A 24626-nucleotide genomic window follows, 5' to 3' on the forward strand; every position below is an offset into this window, starting at 1 on the left:
AAATTATGCATAAAATACTGGTATTTGGAATGACAGAAAACCCCGGAGGGGTGGAAAGTTTTCTGTATAACTACATATCGGAAATGAATCTGGCGGAATTTCAATTTGATTTTTTATGTAATTCCTACGAAAAAGTGGCCTATGAAGACAAACTGATCCAGCGAGGCTGCAAGATGATCCACTTTACTGCCAGAAGCAAAAATTACGGGAAATACAGACAGGAAATTCAGATGTTTTTCGGCAATCATGGAAAAGAATATGAATGCATATGGGTCAATGTAAGTAGCCTTGCGAATATTGACTATCTGAAATATGCCAGAAAATACGGAATCCCGAAGCGGATTATCCACAGCCACAATTCAAAAAACATGGATTCCCGGCTTCGTGGAGTTCTTCACCATCTGAACCGCCTTGTAATCCAGAAATATGCTACCGATTACTGGGCATGCTCAGAAGCTGCGTCCCACTGGTTTTACAGGGATTCCCTGAAAGATCAGGTGCAGATTATTCACAATGCCATCTCTACAGAAAGAATGCAGTTTGATCCGAAAAAACGGCAGCAGTTAAGAGAGCAGCTGGGATTTGCGGACAGCTATATCATGGGAAATGTGGGAAGACTCCATTTCCAGAAAAATCAGGAATTTCTTCTGAAGATTTTTGCCAGTGTGGGAAAGAAAAAAACGGATGCCCGCCTTGTTCTCGTAGGACAGGGAGAGGATGAGGAAAAACTGAAAAAACTTGCGTCAGAACTTGGAATCGAAAAAAAGATATACTGGGCAGGCGTGCAGCAGGACATCTGTCAGTGGCTCAGTGCCTTTGACCTTTTTGTATTTCCATCCAGGTTTGAGGGCGCACCCATTGCAGCTCTGGAGGCACAGGCCAATGGTTTGCCTATGCTAACTTCAAAACAGGCAGTACCGGAGAACTGTATATTAAATGGAAACTGCAAAAGGATTTCCCTGGATGCGCCTCTGGAAGAGTGGACCGATACCCTGCTTCAGATGGCAGAGACATCCAGAAGAGAAGAAGAATCTGTAATCCGGCAGAATTTTATAAAGGGCGGATATGATATTCATACGGAGGTAAAAAAACTTGAAAAACTTCTGTGTAATTGAGAAAAACAGCCGTGAAAACCATGCCGGTTCCAAAGCCCGCAACGATGTGGCAGAGATTCTGGAGAGCTGCGGTTATACGCCGGTCTGTGTGCATCACAGTGAAGAAAAGGGAACGCTGGACAAGTTAAAAATGTCAGTTCTGACTTTGTCTGACTGGAACCATGTCAGCAAGGTAGCCGACAGCAACAACCGGATTATCATACAGTATCCCCTGGCCATGTATCCGAAAGTCAGTCAGCTGGCAGTACCCTTTGTCCGGAAAATGAAAAAGAAGAATACCAGGATTATTCTTCTGATACACGATCTGGAAAGTCTCAGAGGTCTTACTTTTGCTTCCGAAAAAGAATTTCTGGAGCTTGCCGACGAAGTGATTGTCCATAACGAAAAGATGAAACAGTATCTTCTGGAAAAAGGTTACAGCTTCCAGAGAATTCATATCCTGGGGCTGTTTGATTACCGAATTACGGGATTTCAGCCTGCATCAGAAAGAAACCGTTATGAAATCGCCATTGCCGGAAACCTGAAAGCAGAAAAATGCGGATTTCTGAAGGATCTGAAACAGGTGCAGGGAAATCTGGAATATCATCTGTATGGTCCCAACTATCAGGAAACCGAAAAGAATCCCCAGGTGATTTACGAAGGACAGTATACACCGGAGCAGCTTCCGTCTGTGATGAAGGAAGGCTGGGGACTTGTCTGGGACGGAGGAAGTGTCCATGAATGCCAGGGCGCATTTGGAGGATACCTGAAATTCAACAATCCCCACAAAGCATCCCTGTATCTGGCCAGTGGAATGCCTGTGATCGTATGGGAACAGGCTGCCATTGCACCATGGATACGGGAACAGAAACTGGGCCTTACAGTAAAAAGCCTGGAAGAAATTCCGGAACTGATAAACCGGATGACAGAAGAGGAATACAAGGAGATGCTTCAGAATGTAAAGAAAACAGGAGAGCATCTTAGAGAAGGAAGTTCCCTGAAAAAGATAACAGATGAGATAGAAAGCAATGAACAATAACAGAACGAAATTAAAATCCCAATTATTTTATACAGGACTTTTCCTGTACTGCGTTCCGACGATCCTGCAGACAACCCTGCTGGTGGAAACTTCATACTGGAATGAGCTGTTTGTTTATCTGCGTTATATCGCTTTTTATTTCGGAATTGTTTTGATTGCAGATGAACATATTGCGTTTAAAGATGGAAAATGGTTCCATCCGTATCTTACAGATATCAGAAGAAGTCTCTGGTGTTTCCTGATACTGGCAGTGGCCGGCATCAGTGCACTTGTTTGCGGAGACCGGTCGTTTCTGGCCTGTGTCATATTTATAATGGCATCAGGAAGCATAGATCTGGATGATATCGTAAAAGCAGTTCTGACCATGCTTTCCGTGACAGTGATGCTGACCGGAGGCCTGTGTGCTTATGGAGTCATCGAAGATCTTATGTTTAAGAGACAGGATATTCCCATCCGCCATGCCCTTGGATTCAACTATCCAAGTACCATGATGTCCGATCTGTTTTTTATCGTGGTACTTTACTGCTGGGTTATGAAGATGGAACTCTCACTGCTGGATATGCTGTTGATTGAAGTCCTCAATCTGATTCTGTTTAAGCTGACAGATTCCAGATTTGGATTTCTGATGATTGCGGTAATGACAGCCGGTGTCTATATTTTCGGTCTGGTCCGAAAAAAAACAGGAAAAAAAGAAATTTTTGCAGGCAGGGTCTGGGGATTTCTTGTGGATGGATTTGGCATTCTGATGACGCTTGTCATGGCGGGAATGTGCGCCATATCCCGGACCGGTCTGGGACAGCTGTTGGATCGGCTTCTCACCAAGAGGATTCAGTACATGACAGCCGGTTTCCGCAATTACGGAGTTCATTTATTTGGAAAAAATATCCAGTGGGTCGGATTTGGTGGATCAGATAATACGGACAGCCTGCTGGAGAGCTATAATTTTGTAGACAATTCCTACGCCAGAATTCTTATGAATTATGGCATTCTGATATTTATTCTGGTACTTGTCATTCTGATTGTTATGAGCAGGGCAGTCAGAATTCAGTATCAGGATGGAAGAATCATACTGGTTCTCTGCGTACTGATGTACTGTTTTGTAGAACCACGATTGACAGATATTTATGTAAACCCGTTTCTGTTTGCGGCAGCACCGTTTATCAGAGGGACATTTTTGGAAAAGAGAAACGGAAAAAGATGAAAGAAGATAAAAAAAACAGAGTATTTTTGAAGATTTTGAAATGTTTTGTGGTTTTACTGCTTACGGTTCTGGCGTTTGTGGCAGTGCTGGCCACCTGTTCCGCAAAGTGGGCGCTGAAGACATGGAACCATCTTACTGCCGATGAGCTGGTTTTTCACCTTCGGGCGCCTCTTGAGGGCACAAATCAGGCAATGATTGACGAATTCATAAAAAACTGTGCGGTTCCGGCAGTTGTAATTGCGATTGTAGCGGCAGTGTTACTGGTAATTACCGGTATTCTGAAGAAAAAACGCCTCTTCTGGAGTATCAGCGGAATTGTCCTGGCTGCGTCCACAGGAACGACCGCTTTTTCTGCGGTAAATTTCTGGAACAGCATAGATTTTGGATCTTACCTAGATGAACAGGGGCAGTACTCCGAGCTGATCGATGGATTTTATGTGGATCCTTCCAAGGTAGACATTAAATTTCCGGAGAAAAAAAGAAATCTCGTATATATCTACATGGAATCTATGGAAACCACTTATACGGACAAAAAGAACGGCGGTGGTTTCGAGGATGATTATATTCCGGAACTTACTACACTTGCACAGGAAAATGAAGATTTTTCAGGCACTGACAAAAAACTCAACGGCGGCTATGTCGTTCCGGGAACCGGTTTTACCATGGGTGCCATTTTTGGACAGAGCTGCGGAATTCCGTTAAAGACAAGTATTGATGCCAATGAAATGGACACAAGGGAAGGATTCTTTTCCAATACGGTAGCTCTGGGAGATATTCTGGAGGAGCAGGGATACCAGCAGGTATTTATCCTTGGATCAGAAGCTGCTTTTGCGGGAAAAGACCATTTTTTTGAACAGCATGGAAATTTTGACATTATCGATTATAATAGTGCAAAAGAACGAAAACTGATCCCGGAAGACTATAAGGTCTGGTGGGGATTTGAGGACAGACGTTCCTTTGCCTTTGCAAAAGAGAAAATGCTGGAGCTGTCAAAAAGCGACCAGCCGTTTAATATAACCATTCTTACGGTTGACACACATTTTGAGGACGGCTATGTCTGTGAACAGTGTGAAGACCAGTGGGGAGACAACCAATATGCGAATGTAATTTCCTGTTCCAGCAGACAGATCAGTGAATTTGTGGACTGGATTAAAAAGCAGGATTTTTATAAAGATACTACCATCGTTCTCACCGGAGATCATACAACCATGGATTCGGACTTCTGCGACCCGGTTTCCGATGATTATGAACGGAGAGTATATACATCATTTATCAATTCTGCTGTGGAACCGCAGCAGAAAGAAAAAAGGGAATATACATTACTGGATTATTTTCCAACAACACTGGCTGCACTGGGAGCTGAGATTGACGGAAACCGTCTGGGACTGGGAACCAATGTGTTTTCCTATGAGCAGACTCTGGTGGAACGTTTCGGCCTGGATACAGTCGGGGAAGAACTGAGGAAAAAATCCCGGTTTATGGAAGATCTGGAAAAAGAGGATGAATAATACCGGTGAAAGGGAAGGAGAAATATATCATGGATTTTTCAAGATTATGTATTAACTGTATGAAAGAGAAAGAACCGGAGCAGAATATATGCCCTCACTGCCATTTTGATCAGAGTACCTATGTGATGCCTCCATATGTTCTGACACCGTATACAGTGCTGAATGGAAGATATCTTGTAGGAAAAGTTCTGGGAAAAGGTGGATTTGGAATTACTTATATCGCCATGGACATGATGCTGGAACGTGTTGTGGCAATCAAGGAATTTTTTGTACAGGGATATATGTACAGAGATAACAGTACCTCTACTTCCATCTCTGTCAGCACCAGTGCGGGAGACTCTCAGGAGCAGTACTACCGTCTGAATCGTGAAAAGTTCGAAAGAGAAGCAAAGATTATCGCACATCTGGATGATCTTACCGGAATTGTAAAAGTGTATGATTTCTTCTATGAGAATGATACCGTTTACATGGTACTGGAATATCTGGATGGAATCAACCTTAAGGAATATGTAAAAGCACAGGGCGGAAAACTGAACGTCAATGAAGTGACTTCCAAGCTGAATTCGGTTATGTCATCTCTTCAGAATCTCCATGAGCATGGAATTCTCCACAGAGATATCAGTCCGGATAACATCATGGTTCTCGGAGACGGTTCCCTGAAGCTTCTGGATTTTGGTGGTGCAAAAATTCAGGCAAACACAGGCCTCAGTAACATGGTTATTGCAAAGAAGGGATATACACCTATTGAGCAGTATCATACAGACGGAAACCAGGGCGTATGGACCGATGTCTATGCGATGGCAGCAACCATCTATTTCTGCATCACAGGCCAGGTTCCGGAGGAATCCATCCAGCGTGTGGAGAAAGATACCCTCAAAAAACCTTCAGAGCTTGGGGTATCCATGCCAAAGAAACAGGAAGCGGTTCTTCTGAAAGGACTTGCCGTAAAAGGCCAGGACAGATACCGCTCCATGGAAGAGTTCAGAAGAGAGCTTCTTAGTACCGGTGGAGTTATAGGAACAGTACCGAAACCCGGTTTCGGAAATAAAAAAGTAGTCATTGGTGTGGCGGCAGCAGTTGTGGTAGTAGGTGCAGTTGCAGGAATCGGTTTTGCCGGAGCAAAAAGCAAACAGCCATCTCTGGATGTAAGAAGCATCCCGGAACAGCTGGACGGAAACACCGTATTTACGGAAGAAGACCCGCTGGTAATCAAAGGAAGTAATCTTTCCGCAGTGGACAGCCTGTATTTGGATAATCAGAAAGTCGAAGACCTGAAAATCATTGAGAAATCGGATAAAGAGCTGAAAGTTGCGTTCTCCGTTGAAGGAACAGGAGATCTTTCCTTCTATGCAAAATCACATTTCATGGGACTTTTCTCTTCCTCTTCCGAAAAAGCGGATATAGAGGTATATGATTCCGAAATCAAGGTTCCGCAGGTTACAGAGCTTGTGAAGAATGGCAGAAGCATTACCAGTGATGCTATTCGTCTGAAAGAAGCGTTTACACTTGGAATCAAAGGTGAGGATCTTCCGGATAATGCCATTGTTTATGTAAATGGAACCGCTCTGAAAGATGGAAAAGTTGAAGATGGTGTTTTGAATGTACAGGTTGATGAAAACCTTATTGAAAAGATTAATAAAGAAACAAAGATAACAGTACAAATTTGTCCGAAAACAAAAGAAGGATATGAGACTTCAGCTAAGAGTAACGATGTAGAAAAGAACGTATATGGAAGATTAATTGATAATTCCTGGATTGATAATTGTTGGAGAAATGACGCTCAGACAGATGTCAAACAGATTATGAAAATTGGTGGTATCGATAATAATAAAGATGCGGTAAATTCCAGGCTGGATGAACTTTATAATCAGGGTGTACGTTTTGTGGAATACAGTGAGAGCTATGGCATAGATTTCCAGAATATTGCGGAATATATCAAAAGCAAAGAAGATTTACAGCTTTTGGTAGAAGTTTCAGAAGATATGGACAAACAGACGTTATACGATATGCTTAATGAGGCAGGCCTTATACAGAAGACGATCGCTGTTGTGGACACTCCGGCAGCTTTTGAAGAATGGAATAATATTAATAAGGCTGAGGATTATCTGAAAATCATGTTCAGAGCAGATAATGATGGCATGACCATGCAGCAGTCTCTGGATTACTGGAAAGAGTATAATATCAAAGCGGTATGCTTTGGCACCAACAGTTATTGGAGTAATGTATATCTTAGAAATGAAGACAGAGTAAAAGAACAGAATATTGCCTTCTTCTGTGAAAATCCGACCAATGATGAGGAGAGAGACTTTATGCTCAATCCGACAGACTACACGGATAATTCCGAAGAACTGCAGGGTATTACAGGATTTATGACTACTTTTGTAACTCCAGAAGAGCTGGCACAGAAAGAAGCCACACTGGAAACTGCAAAATATTTCCGTGATGCTGCGGATGGAAGTTCTATCCGTGATTATCTGAATGTGCTGTCAAATTCCGGTTATACAGTAATGTTTTCCGTTAAAGATGACGGCAAAGAGATTGATAATATCGCTGGTGAGCTGAACAAACTGGGAATTCACAGCGATATTCTCGTTGCGCCGGAGGCATTTAGAAACGGATACATTGCAGTGGTAAAAACGCACACAGACGGTACTTCCGAATTGGTCCTGGAGCAGAGCAAATCCTCTGAGGACGGTGTGGCACTGGAAGCTGATTATACAGCATTAAATGGAAGAACTTTCCACTTGAAGAGCAACGGAAGAAAAGACGATGCAGATGACGCTTCACCGGTAGCGGAGATTTCCAGTGGAACTGTAAATTATGCATCAAACGAAGCGGGTCTGAATATTGTTGTTTATGATGAGGAAAACGACTGTATTGTAGACCGTATCTGGTACGATGCATGGAACAATCAGGGAAATGATAATCCGCCACTTTCCAAGAACCATGGAAAAGAATGGATTTCCCTTAAATATACGGACAAGAAGGAAGAAAGAAAACAGCACATTATCGAATATTTTAACAACCTTGCGGTAAATAAAGATAACTATATGGTTATCATGGCTGTAGGTGATGAGGGAACCAGCAACATGGATACAGATATTCAGAACGCAATGAGCCAGATTGGCGTAACTGCTGCATTTGACGGAGACGATTCCTTCCAGAAGAGTTATGTTGGCCTGTTTGCAAATGATCTGGGAGAATTAAGCTTCACAAACGGAAGCAATGATGAATTTTCCGATATGAAGATTTCACTGAATGACTTCAGCTATGACGGACATTCCTTTAATGTGATCAGTGAAGGAAATGGACTGGAAGATTCTCTTGCACAGATTGTCATGGATGGTCAGGAAATGACCAATGAGCAGCGTGGCTTACATATTCTGGTATATGATAAAACCACACATCAGCCGGTGAACTATACCTGGATAGACTGCTATGACAGCCTGAAATACAATTCCATTGATCTGGTACCACAGAATAATTAATGGTGAAATTATAATATTGGGAGTATCATGATTCAGAACACAGTAATGAGTATATACCGCAAAGCGGATGAAAAAAAACAGAATATTTTCGAAAATCTGTATCTGCTTTTCTTTGTGATGATTACAGTAATGGCATTTAAGGATACGACCATGTTTTCTTATGGATGGACAGATACACAGCTGCATCTGGTATTTATTTTTGGGGTTCTGGTCGTATTTGCAAAGATTTCCTGCGGCCGGCCCTGGAAATTATATGAAATCCTGATTGCGGGAATTGCGGCCGGAGTACTGATTCTCTGCTGGCATCACTATATGAGAAGATATGTACTGGAACTGGCTGTTCTGATTATTGGAGCCAGGGATGTGGATTCAGACAAAGTGATCCGGGTATTCCTGTGGGTATCCACAGGATGCCTGCTGGTCACAATGGCTGCGGCACTGACCGGAAAAATCGAAAATCTTATTTATGTCCAGAAAGAACGTGGCGGTATCACAAGAATATCTTTTGGAAGTATTTATCCAACAGATTTTTCAGCACATGTGTTTTTTTCAGCAGCCTGTTATCTGTGGCTGAAGGTTCGAAATATCCGGTACAGAGATATTATCTTTACGGCCTGTCTTGGTGTGTTCTGTCTGTATTTCTGCGGAGCAAGGACAAGCGCTCTGGGGCTCTGGATTTTGGCGCTTTTCTTCCTGTTGAAGAAAAAAGAAATTCTGAAGGAAAACAGGAAAATACAGAGAGCAGGTGTTTTCTGTATGCCGGTTTGTGCGGTGGGCTCTATACTTCTGGCACTGCTTTACAATCAGGATTACGGCTGGATGAGACTTCTGAACAGAATCCTGAATACGCGGCTGTCACAGGGACATGAGGGATTTGAACGTTATTCCATCCCCCTTCTTGGTCAGGAAGTGGTCATGAATGGAAATGGAGGAGCCCTTCACCTGAAAGACGGTGTGGAATATTTTTTCCTGGATTCCTCGTACATTAATATACTTTTGCAGTACGGAATACTGGTTCTGGCTATGCTTACAGTTTTATCCGTATGGATTATGTTCCGGCTGATGAAAGCACAGATGCCGGGAAGGATGTTTATCCTGATGGTAGTTTTTCTGTGCTGTGTGATGGAGCAGCATCTGATGGAAATCGCATATCATCCCTTCTGGCTGATGGCACTGACGGGAATGATGATATCTGATAAAAATCAAACGCATTTATGGAGGAAAAACTGAGCAATGAGAGAAGTGCATAATATTGCCATATTTGGACATAAGAGAATTCCTTCCAGGGAAGGCGGCGTTGAGATCGTTGTGGAGGAACTGGGTACACGCCTGGTTCAGAAGGGCTATCATGTAACCTGTTTTAACAGAAGAGGACATCATGTCAGTGGTGCACAGTTCGATAAAAAAGCAGTACATGAGTATAAAGGAATCGATATCCGTTACGTTTTTACCATAGAGAAAAAGGGCTTTGCGGCGCTGACAGCATCTTTTTTCGCAGCGCTTCGAACAGCATTCGGAAATTATGATGTGGTACATATCCATGCGGAGGGACCAGCGTTTTTCAGCTGGCTGCCCAAACTTTTTGGAAAGAGAGTAGTCTGTACCATTCATGGGATCGACTGGGCCCGTGAAAAATGGAAAAATGGCCTGGCATCGAAATTTATCTATATGGGAGAGCGGTGTGCAGTCCGTTTTGCGGATGAAATCATTGTTCTGAATAAAGGAGAACAGAAATATTTTCAGAAACAGTACGGACGGAAAACATGGCTGATTCCAAATGGAGTTAATCGTCCGGTTCAGAGAAAGGCAGATGCTATTTCCAGGAAATGGGGACTTGAAAAAGATGGTTATATTCTTTTTCTGGGCCGTATTGTACCGGAAAAAGGACTGCGTTATCTGATTGAAAGTTTCAAAAAGGTACATACGGACAAAAAGCTTGTAATTGCAGGCGGTGTCAGCGACACCGGAAAATTCATGGAAGAACTGAAAGAATTTGCGTCCGGTGATAAAAGAATCATTTTCACAGGTTTTGTCCAGGGAAAAACACTGGAAGAACTTTACAGCAATGCATATCTTTATACTCTGCCCAGTGATCTGGAGGGCATGCCTTTAAGTCTGATGGAGGCGATGAGTTACGGAAACTGCTGTCTCACTTCCGATATTTCCGGTTGTACCGGAGTTATAGAAGACTGTGGTGTAACTTTTAGAAAAGGCAGCGTAAAGGATCTGCGGGAAAAACTTCAGGATCTCTGTGATCATCCGGAAGTGGTGGAAGGCTATAAGGCAAAATCCGCAGATTTTATCTGTGGCAAATACAACTGGGATAAAATCGTTCAGGAAACGATTAAGTTATATCAGGGATAAAAAGAGGAACTAATAGTGAAAAAGGCCGACAATCGATCTGTGACATACAATTTTATAATGAATGTAATCCTTACAGGAAGTAATATCCTGTTTCCACTTCTCACCTATCCATATGCGTCCAGAATTCTGAAGCCATATGGAATGGGAATGGTAAGTTTTGCAAATGCGATAATCACCTATTTTACCATGTTTGCCCAGCTTGGCATTCCCACATATGGAATCCGCGTATGTGCGAAAGTGAGAGATGACCGGGAAAAATTAAGCCGTACAGTACAGGAAGTTCTGATTATCAATATGATTACCTGCTTCCTGTCATACGCCGCCTTTTTTGCCGCCATATTTTTTACCCCACGGCTCAGGCAGGAAAAGACGTTGTTTCTCGTCATGGGTATTCTGATCTTTTTCAACACCCTTGGTGTGGAGTGGCTGTATAAAGGACTGGAACAGTATACTTATATTACGGTCCGCTCCATTATTTTTAAATTTGTTGCGTTTGTATGTATTTTTGTATTTATACATAACAGCGATGATTATGTGGCTTATGGATTTTTTACCGTCCTTGCGCTGGTAGGTTCCAATGCTATGAACTTTATCAATCTTCACAAAATGATCTCGGTTCGTCCTGTAGGAGGCTATCATTTCCGGCAGCATCTGAAACCGATTTTTGTTTTTTTCGGAATGTCCGTGGCTACAACCATTTATACAAACATGGACAGCGTAATGCTTGGGTTTATCAAAGGCGCAGATGAGAACGGCTGTTACGATGCTGCTGTAAAGATCAAAAATATTCTTGTCAGCGTGGTAACTTCTCTGGGAACCGTACTGCTTCCCCGAGTATCCTATCACTGGGAAAAAGGAAACCGGAAAGAATTCTGGAAACTGGCAAAAAAGGCAGCTGCTTTCGAGATTATAGCCGGAGGATCCCTGGCAATGTTCTTTATTATTTTTGCAAAACCTACCATTTATCTGGTATCCGGAAAACTTTTTGAAAGGGCGATTCTCCCTATGGAGATCATTATGCCAACGCTGCTTCTCATCGGACTCAGCAATATCACAGGAATACAGATACTGATTCCTATGGGAAAAGAAAAATATGTCCTGTATTCAGAAATTGCAGGAGCCACCATCAACCTGATTATCAATGCAATTCTGATTCCGAGACTGGGAGCTTCCGGAGCTGCCATCGGAACAGTCTCTGCGGAACTGGTTGTTCTGGCTTATCAGATGTGTATTTTGAAAAAAGATTTGGGAAAACTCTTCGGAGGAGCGGAGATCTGGAAATCCGTTACTGCGGTCTGTCTGGCATCCGTGGCATCCATGGCCATTCGCCAGAGCAGTCTTTCAACATTTCCGATGCTCCTTGCAGGGGGAATTGTATTCTTCCTGGTATATGGAATTATGCTTCTGGTTCTGAAGGAGTCCATCGTATGTGAATACTGGAACACAGGAAAAATGTTTATCCGTAAGTTTATGAAAAAGAAATAAAGCTACTAATGGGAGGTGTGCAGGCGTGTCTGAATTTGAAACAAGATTTTCAGGAATGAAACAGGCGGCAGATCAGGAAAAACGGCTGGCGTCAGAGGTTACGGAAATTGAAAGTGAAGTCAGGAATGTCATGAACAATCTGCAGATCCGTTCATCTGCAATGGCAGAGATAAAAAGAAAACTCAACGGAAATCTTCAGAATGTATCAACTGCAAAACAGAGACTTCAGGTCCTTTCCAGTGCACTGGAAGAAATCACGGCTCTGTATCAGAATGCGGAGAACCGGATTCTGGGCAAAAATGGCAGCGGTTCCGGCAATCGTGGAGAAAAAAGTCTGTCAGATATCCGCAATAAGATTGATGCGGTAAGTGAAAAATACGGTCTCGATAATTCCAGTGCCTACAGCAAAGATCCGGTCAATCTCTGTAACGGAAATTATGTATACGAAAAAACACTTCTGCATGTGGAAGCAGACATGGATCTTTCCTTCCGGATTTTCTACAATATGCAGAACCCTGCAGGCGGAATTTTGGGAAGAGGATGGATGCATAACTGGGAAGTTGTTTTAAAGACTGCAGCGGACCAGATTACCATGATCCGGGATGACGCTTCCCAGCTTAAGTTTTTCCGGGAAGGAGAAAATTACACACCGAAAAAAGGAACCCTGGCAGAACTTCAGGAAACGGAAGACGGTTACTGTGTAACCGATCATGAAGGCATGTCCTGGCATTTTGACACAAACGGAATTTTGCAGAAAGAAGAAACTGCGGAGGGTTCCTGGGTTTCCCTGAGCTATGCGGAAGGACTTCTTCGAAAAGTTGTAGATAAGAACGGAGATTACATAGCCTTTGATTACGACGAATCCGGAAGCCTGAAAGAAATAAAAGATCAGTCTGGCCGAAGTCTGAATATCTACTGTGATAAGGGACGTCTTTCTTCTGTGTGTGATTCCCAGGGAAGAGAAAGCAGCTATCTCTATGACGGCAACGGAAATCTTACAGAAATCGTGAATTCCAAAGGAATTACCGCTCTTAAAAATGAATACGACGAAAAAGGAAGAACCATTCTTCAGAGATTCCCGGACGGTGGAATTGTAAAATACGAATATCTGGATGAGCAGAACCAGGTCATCATGACCGAACAGAACGGAAACCGGATCACTTATGAACACGATGATCTTTTCCGCAATACGAAGAACATTTATGCAGATGGTGAGGAATCTTTTACCTACAACGATAACAACCAGAGAACATCTTTTACCGATAAAAGAGGAAACACCAGTTATTACGATTACGATGAAAACGGCAACATGAGCCGTTTCACTTCTCCTCTGGATGACCAGATGGATATCGAATATACAGGCAGAAACCAGCTGAAAAGCGTCTTTATGAACGGTCAGCTGGTGCATCAGGCAGAGTATGACGAAAAAGGACGCCAGATCTGGACAGAAGATGCCTTTGGAAACCGGGAAACCTATGAGTACGATGAAAATGACCAGCCTGTAGTATGGACACGTCCGGACAACAGCAGAATCTATATGAGCTATGACAATGGCGGAAAGCTGGAATCCATCACAAACACCATGGGTGGAAAAAATGTCTACGGATACAACGACAGAAACCAGGTAATTTCCGAACGGGATGCTCTCGGAAATGTGACCAGATATCAGTACGATGACGCCGATAATCTGATCATGATCCGAAATGCAGAGGGTGAGGAAAGACATCTCCGCTACGATGCCTGCGGAAACCTGATCCAGATTACAGATTTCAACGGTGGTGTCACAGAAATTGAATATAATGAGATGAACAAACCGGTCTGCGTCACAGATCCGGATGGATGCTGCACCCGCATGAAGTACGACGTTATGTGGAACCTGACAGAAAAAACAGACGGTGAGGGCGGCATTACCCGCTATGAGTACGATGCTCTTCACCGCCTGGTACGTGTTACAGATCCGGAAGGCGCAGTCAACCAGTTAAGCTATGACAGCTGTGGAAACCTCATAAAGAGAATTGACCCGGAAGGCGGCGTTCACACATTGGGCTACGATGCCCTGAACCGCCCGGACTATATCAAAGATCCATCGGATATGGAAGTAAAGGCTTCCTACGATGCCCTTGGAAATGTGACAGAAGTCCGGTATTCCGATGGAACAGCAGAAGAATATACCTATGACCTTTCCGGAAATATGACTTCCTTCCGGGACAGAGACGGATATGAAAAAAAATTCCGCTATGACTGCCTTGGAAATCTGAAACAGATCGAAGATGCCCAGGGAATTATGGAAAAGAGAGAATACTATCCAGGCGGCCTTCTGAAAAAAGAATCTCATATGGATGGAAAATCCCGGGAATTCTTTTATGATATAAACGAAAACATCACACAGATCACAGAAAATGAAACAACAAAGTGGTTCTTTAACTACGATGTGCTGGGCCGCGTCATCCGTGCAGAACAGGAAAACGGAATCTGTGAAACTTACGAATACGATGGCCTCGGAAATGTAATCTCCGTTGTCAACGGAGAAGGAGAAAAGACCGCATACCAGTATTCCCTGGGAGGACTTCTGGAATGCGTTACCGATGCCCTTGGGAATCAGACCGGGTACCACTATGACCGATGCCGCCGTCTGACTGCCATCCTCCAGCCGGAAGATGGAAGAATTGACGCTGGTGTTCTCAACAGCCTGAATCAGGAACAGAAAGCTCTGAGAACAACCGTATACCAGAGAGATCTGGCAGGAAACATTACAGGTGTTACAGACCCGGCAGGAAACAGAACAACCTTTGTCTATGACAAATGCGGAAGGGCGCTGAAGAGGACGGATGCGGACGGAACCAGTGTCAGCTGTACTTATAATCCGGACGGAACCGTTCGTGGATACAGATTTTCCGATGGAACAGATATTGCCTATGAGTATGATACATTCAAAAATCCGATCCGCATAAAAGACTGGAACGGAACTACCGAAATCCACATAGACGTTATGGGACGGATTCAGGAAATCATGAATCCGGAGAAGGAAATCCTGAAATTTGAGTGGGGACTTCGTGGAGAAAAGAAGAAAATCATTTATCCGGATGGCATGGAAACCACATATACCTACGACGAAGGCCTGCGAATTACCGGTTGCAAAAATTCTCAGGAGGGAGTAGAGTATTCATACTATCCGGATGGAAGAATCAAAAACCTGGAATATCCAGGTGGATTTTCTGCTTCCTACCGGTACGACCTTCAGGGAAATCTTGCAGAGATCTGCAGCAGACGAAACGGTCAGCTGGACGAAAAGATTTCCTGTGGATATGACAGGGCCGGCCGCAGAACAGAACTCATAAAAGAAGGAAAAGAAAAAGAACAGTTTTCCTATCATTATGATCCGGCAGGTCAGCTGATCCAGGTACTGAAAAATGGCCAGACAGCAGAAAAATATACTTATGACAGATTTGGAAACCGTACTGCATCCACAGTTGGCGGGAAATATACAGAGTATCAGTATAATTCTCTGAACCAGCTGATCAGTTCCTGCACCGGCGGGGTAACTTCGCAGTTTTTCTACGACAAGAGAGGAAACATGACAGAGGAAGCTGTCAATGGAAATCCTGTAAGACAGTTTACTTTTGATGTGAGAAACCGGCTTACCGCACTGAAAACACCGGAGATGACAGCACGTTATGCCAACGATGGATTTGGAAACCGGATCAGCGCAGCCACAGAAATCCAGGGACAGAAACCGGTCTGCGAAAAATATATCTACGATATATCCGAAGAACACAATCATCTTTTCAGTATCCGAAGCGGAGCTTCTTACCGGAATATCTTGAGAGATAAAGGAATTCTGGGGGAAACGGAAGCAGGAAAAACCGCATTTTTCGTAAATGATGAGAGAATGACTCCTGTATACAGGATTGAAAAAGGACAGAAATCTGTGTATGTAGGATGTGACAGTTTTGGAAACCAGGAAACTTCCGGAAACGGATACACAGGCTGGGGATTCACCGGCTACCGTCAGGAACCATCCGGCGGACTTCTCTATGCCAACGCAAGAGAATACGCTCCGACGATTGGAAGATTTTTGAGCAAAGATCCATGGGCCGGAGCCATCACCGTGCCTCTGACTCTCAATGCGTATACATACTGCCTCAATGATCCGGTGAATATGTATGACCCTACTGGTCAGGTAGTGGCATGGCTGGCCGGAGGAATTGTAGGCGCAGTTGCCAATGTGGCAGTAAAAGCAGCCGGAGATGTGGTAACTTCCATTGCAAACGGAAAGCCAACGGTAAGTTCCTGGCAGAGCTATGTGGGAACAGCAGCCGGTGGTTTTACAACAGGAACCGTTTTTGTTGCAAGTGGCGGAAACACCATGGCAGCAGGAGCGGCAGGAGCAGCCGTGGAAACTTTTGTGGGAGATGGTCTGAGCATGGCTACGGGAGCCAAAGGCTACCGTAAGGAAGACGGTTACTCCTTTGCCAATCTGGCATACAATACAGCCAAAAGTGCCGCAGGAGGAGCTACCGCGGGAGCAATTTTTGGTTCTGCGTCCAAATACATCAAGATTCCGAAGATCACAGCAGGAAGAGGAAGCATGGCAGCCGTATGGAAACAGGTTATGACAAAAGCAGCCAGATCTCAGATTGCAAATGTGGCATGGAAAACTATTGGAAAAGGAATCATTGCTTTTGGCGGTGTGAAATTCTTTGATGAGATTATTGGAAAAGGAAAGAAAAAAATCACCGATCACATTAAAGAAAAAGGAAGGGAAATACTGGCAGGTATTTTCGCACCGGTACCGGTTCATGCGGAAACCGTCAAATCCAAAGACTACATGAGCGGAAACAGAGGCAGTGCTGCCTGCCCGGCAGAAGGCAGCTAAGCCACAGAAACACGGAAATGAGGAACAGAATGAAAAGTAAAATGCAGCGGGATGTTAACTGGAAAGAAATACTGTATCTTGCATGTTTGTGCACATATATTATAATTTCAACACTTGTCGGAGAGGGAAGTATATTAACATATATTCCACTGGTAAAATGGGAACATTATATTGCCTTTATTAATATGATCAAAGCATTGCTTGTATTAAAAATGATCTTTGATATAGCAGAAGAGCCCCGGATGATATTTTTGATCGCAATAACAGAAACTATTGGTTTTATGGTATATACACATAATCCGACAGATGTGTTTCTTTCCATGGCATTGTGGTTTTTATGTGCAGGAAAAAACGTAAGGGCAAGAAAAATCACGGAATGTTTGTTTGGAAGCCATCTTGTCAGTTTTATAATATTGGAGAGTTTATGTGTAGCCGGCATTGTACCGCTTGGTAAAACGATAAAAAGTGGACATCTGGTGGCTTCGTACAGTCTGGGATTTTCACACCCGAATACAGCCGCATCAAAAATTCTTCAGCTTGTGTTACTGTTCTGGCTGTTGAGAAAAGGAAGACTGAGGCTGGTTCATTATCTGGGAATCATAATTACAATGGTTTTTGTGAAAACAGTTACAGATTGCAGTACTGTAGTATTGCTTCTGGGACTGCTATTGATCTGCACTGTGCTGTATAATAAGCGTGGAGTAACACAGTTCCTGTACCGGAAAATAACAGTGGTGAGAAATCTTTTCCTGGCCGGGTATCTGGGGGTTCTGGGCATAACGACGGTTTTTGTCTGCCTCTGTAAAGACGGGGAGATTTTTAAAAAACTGTTTGGCACTTTTGGCGCACGTATTGCGGAAGCTGTCAAGTACTATCAGTACTATGGATTTTCTTTATGGGGCCAGCCCTTAATGTACTATAAGTCTGATCCAAAAGAAGCCGAAAAAGCGGGGCTGTATACGCTGGATAACGGTTATATGTATCTGCTTCTGGGCTTTGGAATCGTATTGTTTCTGTATTTTATCTTTTTACATGCAGGAACTTTGTGGTGGATGTTTGAGAGAAGACGTCTGGATTATGTAATTGTATATGGAATATTTTTTATTTACGGATTTCTTGAAACACTGGTAATCCGTACAGGAATGAATTTCACCTTATTTTATCTGTTTGGCTTTATCTGGGAGTATTATGACAGAAGAAAACAGGTAGAAAACAGCAGGAGTAGAAGATTATGGCAAAAAAATTAAATGGAACTGTTATTGTAACATACAGATGTAATGCACGATGTACCATGTGCAACCGGTATAAATGTCCATCCAAACCGGAGGAAGAAATCAGTATTGAAACCATAAAGAAACTTCCGGAAATGTATTTTACCAATATTACCGGAGGGGAGCCTTTCATCAGAGAAGATCTTCCGGAAATTGTCCGGGAACTCTACAAAAAATCCGACCGTATTGTAATCTCCACCAATGGATTTTTTACAGACCGTATTATCAAACTCTGTAAGGAATTTCCAGATGTCGGAATCCGTATTTCCATTGAAGGACTGGAAGAAACCAACAATGAGATCCGTGGCCTTAAGGATGGCTTTAGCAGAGGCTACAAAACACTGAAAGAACTTCGGAAAATGGGAATGAAAGATGTCGGATTCGGAATGACCGTACAGGATAAGAATGCAAAAGACCTGGTACCGCTTTACCGTTTATCAGACAAGATGGGAATGGAATTTGCAACTGCATCCCTTCACAACAGTTTTTATTTTGTGGAAGCAAAAAATATTATCCACGACAGACCTATGGTTGCAAAGAATTTCGAAAAACTTGTCAACGAATTACTGAATTCCAATTCACCGAAAAAGTGGTTCCGTGCGTACTTTAATCATGGACTGATTAACTACATTTACGGGCAGAAGCGTCTTCTTCCCTGTGACATGTCTTTTGATACGTTTTTCATTGATCCTTATGGAGATGTAATGCCATGTAACGGAACAAAAGATAAAGAGGTCATGGGAAATCTCAATGAACAGACCTGGGAAGAATTATGGAATTCCGCTCAGGCAGAAGAAGTCCGCAAAAAAGTCCGTTGCTGTGACAGAGACTGCTGGATGATCGGATCTGTGTCACCGGCCATGCATAAATATATCTGGGTTCCGGCCTGGTGGGTAATCCGTCACAAGCTGAAATTCTGGACGAAGAAGAAATATTCCATGTACGAAAATAAAATTGTAAGAGAGTACCGGGATGGAAAGGTATCCAAAGAAGAACTGGATAAATGTTCGACCTGTGACATGAACTGTACGATCAATGACGGGCTTTCAAAAGAATCCCGTGCACAGTTAAATGAACGGACAGGCGAGGAAATTGTGGATGCGGATATCAGAGAACAGCTGAAAAAAACAGAATAAACCATTACAATAAATGCCGTGGCTCTTAAATACAGAGCCACGGCAAAACTGTTTACAGATTTAGGCCTGACGTTCTGTCAGGCGGGAAAGTATCTGTCTGGCAACAAAAGAAAAAACAGAAGTAAGAATAATTACAGTCAGAGTAGTAAACAGATACTGTGGCCATCCATTGCCGCCAAGATAATTAAGCCCGGTTTTTTCCACAATGCGGAATATAACCATATGCGACAGATAGATTTCCATGCTGATAGTACTGAAAAATCGGGTTATTCTGTTTTCAAGAAGTATCCCATGGCTGATGATTCCATAAATGACCATGGAAGCAAAAAGACCAAGACAGAAATAAATATTCCGGTGAGAAACATAATATAGCAGAATAAAAACGAAAACCACACCGAGAACAAGCCATTTGTTTATTTTGATCAGAAAGTCTTTATACAGATAGATCAAACCGCCTGCAAGAAAAAAACAGCTGCAGTAGAGAATGTTTGTTTTCCCCACATGAAAGTATTCCGCGCAGATAAAATTATAGACCAGACTGATAAAAAATGCTCCCCATGCCCTCCTTTTATTTTCAAGAAGAACACAGAAAAAAGGAAAAATAAGATAAAATACAAAAATTATACCCAGGAACCAGCCTACGCCAATAACTGTAATGTTTCCTGCCTCAGGAAGGAAACCGAACAGAAGGGTCAGATCTGCAAAAGCTTCATACAGATGAGACAGAGAAGGTTCAAGAATAAGATCCAGCAACACCAGAATTCCAAAAAACGGAAGAATTTTCCGGAAACGTCTTTCATAAAAATGTGACAGAGAAAGCTGATTGTGCATAATCCGTTCATAATATCCACAACACATTCCAAAAGCGGATATTGTCATAAAAAGAAATACAAAATCCGAAAAAGATGGAATCACGCGCTGGGCTATGAACCCGGACATCTTGTAATTGGAGTTGGATAAAACATGCATTGCAACGATGGACAGAGCTGCGATTGCCCGAAGACCGTCAAGAGAGTGGAAATGTTTTTGCTTTTGTGTAAGATTCATTCTCCTAGTCCTCCTCGATCACCTGAATCTCCAGATAATCAAATTCAATCTGTTCAATAAAATTATCCTGATAAAAACGTGCCTTGTCATGTTTCTTAAAGTCTTTGACAGTGGCGTCCAGCCAGATGGGATTGCCAAGGTCCATCTGATAGCAGATCTCTTCAAGACCATGGAAAATCTTATGTGTTCTGGTATCGTCGCTGTCGTCACAGACTACCGTGTCCCGGAGCATGTGGTTGTCTTTCCAGATTTTTCCCCATAAACGAAACATAAATAAATACCTCCGTATTGAAACTGCCGCATCCGGCAGAAGATTCTACTTTAAGTGACCTCCAGTATAGCGGATTTCAAGGGGAAAGTAAAGTTTGGGGCGGATTCCCGTTTTGTACACAAAACAATGCACCGGGCCGCTTCGCTTTTATTGACTAATGTGTAAAAATCCTCTATAATAAACGAAATTGTGAAAAAAAGAATCATTACAGATTGGAGGAACCGAAATGAAACTTTACGATACCGGTGTTTATCTTCAGAACGGCCAGGAAATCATTCCTGAGAACCAGGCGAACCTGCCTGTAGCGAAGGAAGAGGCTGCCAAGAATACCATCGCATATTCTATTCTCAAGGCTCACAATAAATCTGATAACATGGAGAAACTTCAGATCAAATTTGACAAACTGACTTCCCATGATATCACTTTTGTAGGAATTATCCAGACTGCAAGAGCATCAGGACTTGAGAAATTCCCGGTACCATATGTGCTGACAAACTGCCATAACTCTCTCTGTGCAGTAGGCGGAACCATCAATGAAGATGACCATATGTTTGGACTCACCTGTGCCAAGAAGTACGGCGGAGTTTATGTACCGCCTCATCAGGCAGTTATCCATCAGTTTGCAAGAGAGATGCTTGCAGGCGGCGGAAAGATGATCCTCGGTTCCGACAGCCATACAAGATACGGAGCACTTGGAACCATGGCCATGGGCGAGGGCGGACCGGAGCTTGTTAAACAGCTTCTCTGTCAGACTTATGATATCAACATGCCAGGCGTTGTAGCCATCTACCTGAAAGGCACACCACGCCCGGGCGTAGGACCGCAGGACGTTGCACTGGCCATCATTGGAGAAGTTTTTGCCAACGGCTATGTGAAGAATAAAGTTATGGAGTTCGTAGGACCTGGCGTTGCCAACTTAAGCGCAGACTTCCGTATCGGAATCGATGTTATGACAACAGAGACCACCTGTCTTTCCTCCATCTGGCAGACAGATGCCAAGATCGAAGAGTTCTATGCAATCCACGGAAGACCGGAAGATTACAAAGAACTGAAACCAGGCAATGTTGCATACTATGACGGTTGTGTGGAGATCGACCTTGGCGAGATTAAACCAATGATCGCAATGCCGTTCCACCCAAGTAACACTTACACTATCGACGAGCTGAAAGCAAACCTGGATGACATTCTCGCAGACGTAGAGAAGAGAGCACAGGTCAGCCTGGATGGAAAAATTCCGTTCACATTAAGAGACAAGGTAATCGATGGACAGCTTTATGTGGAGCAGGGAATCATCGCCGGCTGTGCTGGTGGTGGATTCGAGAACATCTGTGCAGCAGCAGACATTCTCAAAGGCAAAAACATCGGCCACGATGCCTTTACATTAAGCGTATATCCGGCAAGCACTCCGATTTATATGGAACTGGCTAAGAACGGTGTTCTTGCAGAACTTATCGGAACAGGCGCAGTTGTGAAGACTGCATTCTGCGGACCATGCTTCGGTGCCGGAGATACACCTGCAAACAATGCGTTCAGTATCCGTCATACAACCAGAAACTTCCCGAACCGTGAAGGTTCCAAGATCCAGAACGGCCAGATTTCTTCTGTTGCACTTATGGATGCACGTTCCATTGCAGCTACAGCAGCAAACAAAGGATTCCTTACTTCTGCTGAGGAGTTTGACGGAAGCTATTCCGAGCATAAATATTATTTCGACAAATCCATCTACGAGAACCGTGTATTTGACAGCAAGGGCGTAGCAGATCCGAGCGTAGAGATCCAGTTTGGCCCGAACATCAAAGACTGGCCCGAGATGGCTGCACTTGCAGACAACCTGATCCTGAAAGTGGTTTCCGAGATCCACGATCCGGTTACCACAACTGACGAGCTGATTCCGTCCGGTGAGACATCCTCTTACCGTTCCAATCCGCTTGGACTTGCAGAGTTCACACTCTCCAGAAAAGACCCGGCTTACGTAGGCCGTGCAAAAGAGATCCAGGCAGCACAGAAGGCAATCCAGGCAGGCAACTGTCCGGCAGAGGCTGTTCCGGAACTGAAACCGGTGATCCAGACTATCAACAAGACTTATCCGGATGTAGATAAGACAAATCTTGGCGTAGGAAGCACCATCTTTGCCGTAAAACCAGGTGATGGTTCTGCCAGAGAGCAGGCAGCATCCTGCCAGAAAGTACTTGGCGGCTGGGCAAACATTGCCAACGAGTACGCAACCAAGAGATATCGCTCCAACCTGATCAACTGGGGTATGCTTCCATTCCTGATTCCTGCCGGAGACCTTCCGTTTAAGAACGGAGACTTCCTGTTCTTCCCGGGAATCCGTAAAGCAGTTGAGGAAAAAGCAGACGTAATCAAGGGCTACACCGTTGAGGGCGACTCCCTGAAAGAGTTCGAGGTAACACTCGGCGAGCTCACAGACGATGAGAGAGAAATCATTCTCAAAGGCTGTCTGATTAACTACAACCGTAAATAAAATACAGAATATTTTCCGAAAGGCCGGCGATGCAGAAATCGTCGGCCTTTTTCGGAAAAAGCAACAAAAAAAATTAATAAAAATTAAAAAAACTGTGCCTGTGAAAAATTGATGAAACCCCATGAATATGGTATGATAATACATAAAAGTGTAAAATTATGTCAATTTACACACATACATATCAGGTAAAAGAAACGGAGGTGCCTATTATTATTCCTGATGAGAAAAACAAGTCAGAGATTTCCAGTAAAAAAAATCTGAAAAACAGACTCACCACAGGTACAGTTGCCCTTTTGATTGCCCTTCTTGCAGTCGTATCCGCAACGTATGCGTGGTATGTATATAACACAGGCCGTCATACCACAAAAGTCCGTATGGCAGCAGGAGCCGGAGTTAATCTGCAGATCAGCAATTCCTACAGCGGAACCTACGGGTCAGCCGCAGTGCTGGACAGTTTCACCGGAAGACTGAATCCTGTATCCACCAACCGCATCAGCGGCGGCTTCCAGAAAGTCATTGGTTTCACTAACGGAACAGAGAACCAGTCCAATCTGGTGGCCAGTCTCTTTGGACGAGGTGATTACACAGATTATTATAAGACCAGCCTGTTCTTAAGAACAAACGGAAATCCTACAGATATCTACATCGCAGACATCGGATTTGAGGACAGTGATTCCAAGAACCCCATATCCTCAGCCATCCGCGCCGGCTTTGTAGTTCACAGAATCGGCAGATCCCAGCCCGCAGACGCCGAATACATTTTTGCCATCAGTGACAAAAAGAACCCAAAGGCAGAGTACAACACTGCCAAAGGAAAAGAAGGCGATGTGCTGGACTGCACAAACAATCTGGGAAGCCAGACCCTGAAGAATCTCTCCGTATCATTTGCCGGAGTTGTAAAGTAAGGGGGCGAAGTTTTGGATACAGAAGTTAATCAGTTAAAAAGATCACTGGGAAGAGCATTTCTGTGGCTGCTCCTTCTTCTGATTGTTGCCACAGGAACAACCTTTGCCTGGTTCAACCTTACCGGAATGCGGCACACCAATGGCAGGAACCGTAAGCAAGGGCGGCAGTACACTACTGATTTCCACCAGCGAATCCGGACCTTTTGACAAAACCTGTGAACTGGTTTTAACCGGAAATCCGTAATCCCTGAAACCACTTTCCACAGATCAAAAATAAATATATTCTTTTGAAAGGTCATGGCACGAACCATGGCTTTTCTTTTATCCTGATTTTCCCTATTATCTACTATCCCCAATTTCCTCCACGCATTTTCGGTACATCTGATGAATTGCTATTTTCCCGACTTCTGGTATAGTCATGTAACTGAAAAGAGAACTTCAGAAGGGAGAAATGCA

16 protein-coding genes are annotated in these 24626 nt (G+C 43.5%); 14 read left to right on the plus strand and 2 right to left on the minus strand.

The features are described 5' to 3' along the window. Positions 1-5 precede the first annotated feature (5 nt). The 11 genes from G5B06_RS13005 to G5B06_RS19070 are packed head-to-tail and all read left to right on the plus strand — an operon-like array spanning position 6 to position 19462. Positions 6-1115, plus strand: coding sequence for a glycosyltransferase family 1 protein (locus tag G5B06_RS13005; RefSeq protein ID WP_173762074.1), 1110 nt, complete (start codon positions 6-8; stop codon positions 1113-1115). Continuing rightward, a complete protein-coding gene (locus tag G5B06_RS13010; protein ID WP_173762075.1) occupies positions 1093-2133 on the plus strand; it encodes a sugar transferase in 1041 nt (346 codons plus the stop codon). The genes G5B06_RS13005 and G5B06_RS13010 overlap by 23 nt, the downstream gene beginning before the upstream one ends. Further along, positions 2123-3334 (plus strand): hypothetical protein, encoded by a 1212-nt coding sequence (locus G5B06_RS13015; protein ID WP_173762076.1) that lies wholly within the window; start codon positions 2123-2125, stop codon positions 3332-3334. The genes G5B06_RS13010 and G5B06_RS13015 overlap by 11 nt, the downstream gene beginning before the upstream one ends. Beyond that, entirely contained in the window at positions 3331-4842 is a 1512-nt protein-coding gene (locus G5B06_RS13020; protein WP_173762077.1) for a sulfatase-like hydrolase/transferase, read from the plus strand. The genes G5B06_RS13015 and G5B06_RS13020 overlap by 4 nt, the downstream gene beginning before the upstream one ends. 29 nt (positions 4843-4871) lie before the next feature. Further along, positions 4872-8330 carry a protein kinase domain-containing protein gene (locus G5B06_RS13025; RefSeq protein WP_173762078.1) on the plus strand — a complete coding sequence of 1153 codons (3459 nt, stop codon included), beginning with the start codon at positions 4872-4874 and terminating at the stop codon, positions 8328-8330. Positions 8331-8357: 27 nt separating this feature from the next. After that, a complete protein-coding gene (locus G5B06_RS13030; RefSeq protein ID WP_173762079.1) occupies positions 8358-9560 on the plus strand; it encodes a hypothetical protein in 1203 nt (400 codons plus the stop codon). A 3-nt stretch (positions 9561-9563) separates the two neighbouring features. Beyond that, positions 9564-10694, plus strand: coding sequence for a glycosyltransferase family 4 protein (locus G5B06_RS13035; RefSeq protein ID WP_148445342.1), 1131 nt, complete (start codon positions 9564-9566; stop codon positions 10692-10694). 15 nt (positions 10695-10709) lie between these two features. Next, a complete protein-coding gene (locus tag G5B06_RS13040; protein WP_294408805.1) occupies positions 10710-12179 on the plus strand; it encodes a flippase in 1470 nt (489 codons plus the stop codon). 25 nt (positions 12180-12204) lie between these two features. Continuing rightward, positions 12205-17055: an RHS repeat-associated core domain-containing protein gene (locus G5B06_RS13045; protein WP_173772233.1), complete on the plus strand. Its 4851-nt coding sequence runs from the start codon at positions 12205-12207 to the stop codon at positions 17053-17055. 29 nt (positions 17056-17084) lie between these two features. Continuing rightward, entirely contained in the window at positions 17085-18302 is a 1218-nt protein-coding gene (locus G5B06_RS13050; protein WP_173762081.1) for a hypothetical protein, read from the plus strand. After that, positions 18284-19462, plus strand: a complete 1179-nt coding sequence (locus tag G5B06_RS19070) for a radical SAM/SPASM domain-containing protein (RefSeq protein ID WP_420314384.1) — start codon at positions 18284-18286, stop codon at positions 19460-19462. The genes G5B06_RS13050 and G5B06_RS19070 overlap by 19 nt, the downstream gene beginning before the upstream one ends. Positions 19463-19522: 60 nt before the next feature. Here the strand turns inward: G5B06_RS19070 and G5B06_RS13060 are convergent, their stop codons facing one another. Beyond that, on the minus strand, positions 19523-20509 hold the full coding sequence (locus G5B06_RS13060; protein WP_173772235.1) for an acyltransferase family protein: 987 nt from the start codon (positions 20507-20509) through the stop codon (positions 19523-19525). Between the two features lie 4 nt (positions 20510-20513). Beyond that, positions 20514-20780 (minus strand): hypothetical protein, encoded by a 267-nt coding sequence (locus tag G5B06_RS13065; protein WP_173762084.1) that lies wholly within the window; start codon positions 20778-20780, stop codon positions 20514-20516. 226 nt (positions 20781-21006) lie between these two features. Here G5B06_RS13065 and G5B06_RS13070 point away from each other — a divergent pair, with 226 nt between their 5' ends. The 3 genes from G5B06_RS13070 to G5B06_RS13080 all read left to right on the plus strand — a co-directional run bounded on the left by G5B06_RS13070 (position 21007) and on the right by G5B06_RS13080 (position 24377). Then, positions 21007-23265, plus strand: coding sequence for a hydratase (locus G5B06_RS13070; protein ID WP_148445323.1), 2259 nt, complete (start codon positions 21007-21009; stop codon positions 23263-23265). Between the two features lie 158 nt (positions 23266-23423). Further along, on the plus strand, positions 23424-24170 hold the full coding sequence (locus tag G5B06_RS13075; RefSeq protein WP_148445319.1) for a hypothetical protein: 747 nt from the start codon (positions 23424-23426) through the stop codon (positions 24168-24170). A gap of 12 nt (positions 24171-24182) precedes the next feature. Beyond that, positions 24183-24377 (plus strand): hypothetical protein, encoded by a 195-nt coding sequence (locus G5B06_RS13080; RefSeq protein ID WP_173762085.1) that lies wholly within the window; start codon positions 24183-24185, stop codon positions 24375-24377. Positions 24378-24626 lie beyond the last annotated feature (249 nt).

Origin of the sequence: Blautia luti (assembly GCF_013304735.1) — a bacterium.
Taxonomy (GTDB): Bacteria; Bacillota; Clostridia; order Lachnospirales; family Lachnospiraceae; genus Blautia_A.

Coding starts and splice junctions, on each gene's coding strand:
- G5B06_RS13020 (WP_173762077.1), top strand. CDS start 3,331: ATGAAAGAAGATAAAAAAAACAGAGTATTTTTGAAGATTTTGAAATGT.
- G5B06_RS13025 (WP_173762078.1), top strand. CDS start 4,872: ATGGATTTTTCAAGATTATGTATTAACTGTATGAAAGAGAAAGAACCG.
- G5B06_RS13030 (WP_173762079.1), top strand. CDS start 8,358: ATGATTCAGAACACAGTAATGAGTATATACCGCAAAGCGGATGAAAAA.
- G5B06_RS13005 (WP_173762074.1), top strand. CDS start 6: ATGCATAAAATACTGGTATTTGGAATGACAGAAAACCCCGGAGGGGTG.
- G5B06_RS13075 (WP_148445319.1), top strand. CDS start 23,424: ATGTCAATTTACACACATACATATCAGGTAAAAGAAACGGAGGTGCCT.
- G5B06_RS13035 (WP_148445342.1), top strand. CDS start 9,564: ATGAGAGAAGTGCATAATATTGCCATATTTGGACATAAGAGAATTCCT.
- G5B06_RS13070 (WP_148445323.1), top strand. CDS start 21,007: ATGAAACTTTACGATACCGGTGTTTATCTTCAGAACGGCCAGGAAATC.
- G5B06_RS13065 (WP_173762084.1), bottom strand. CDS start 20,780: ATGTTTCGTTTATGGGGAAAAATCTGGAAAGACAACCACATGCTCCGG.
- G5B06_RS13015 (WP_173762076.1), top strand. CDS start 2,123: ATGAACAATAACAGAACGAAATTAAAATCCCAATTATTTTATACAGGA.
- G5B06_RS13050 (WP_173762081.1), top strand. CDS start 17,085: ATGAAAAGTAAAATGCAGCGGGATGTTAACTGGAAAGAAATACTGTAT.
- G5B06_RS13060 (WP_173772235.1), bottom strand. CDS start 20,509: ATGAATCTTACACAAAAGCAAAAACATTTCCACTCTCTTGACGGTCTT.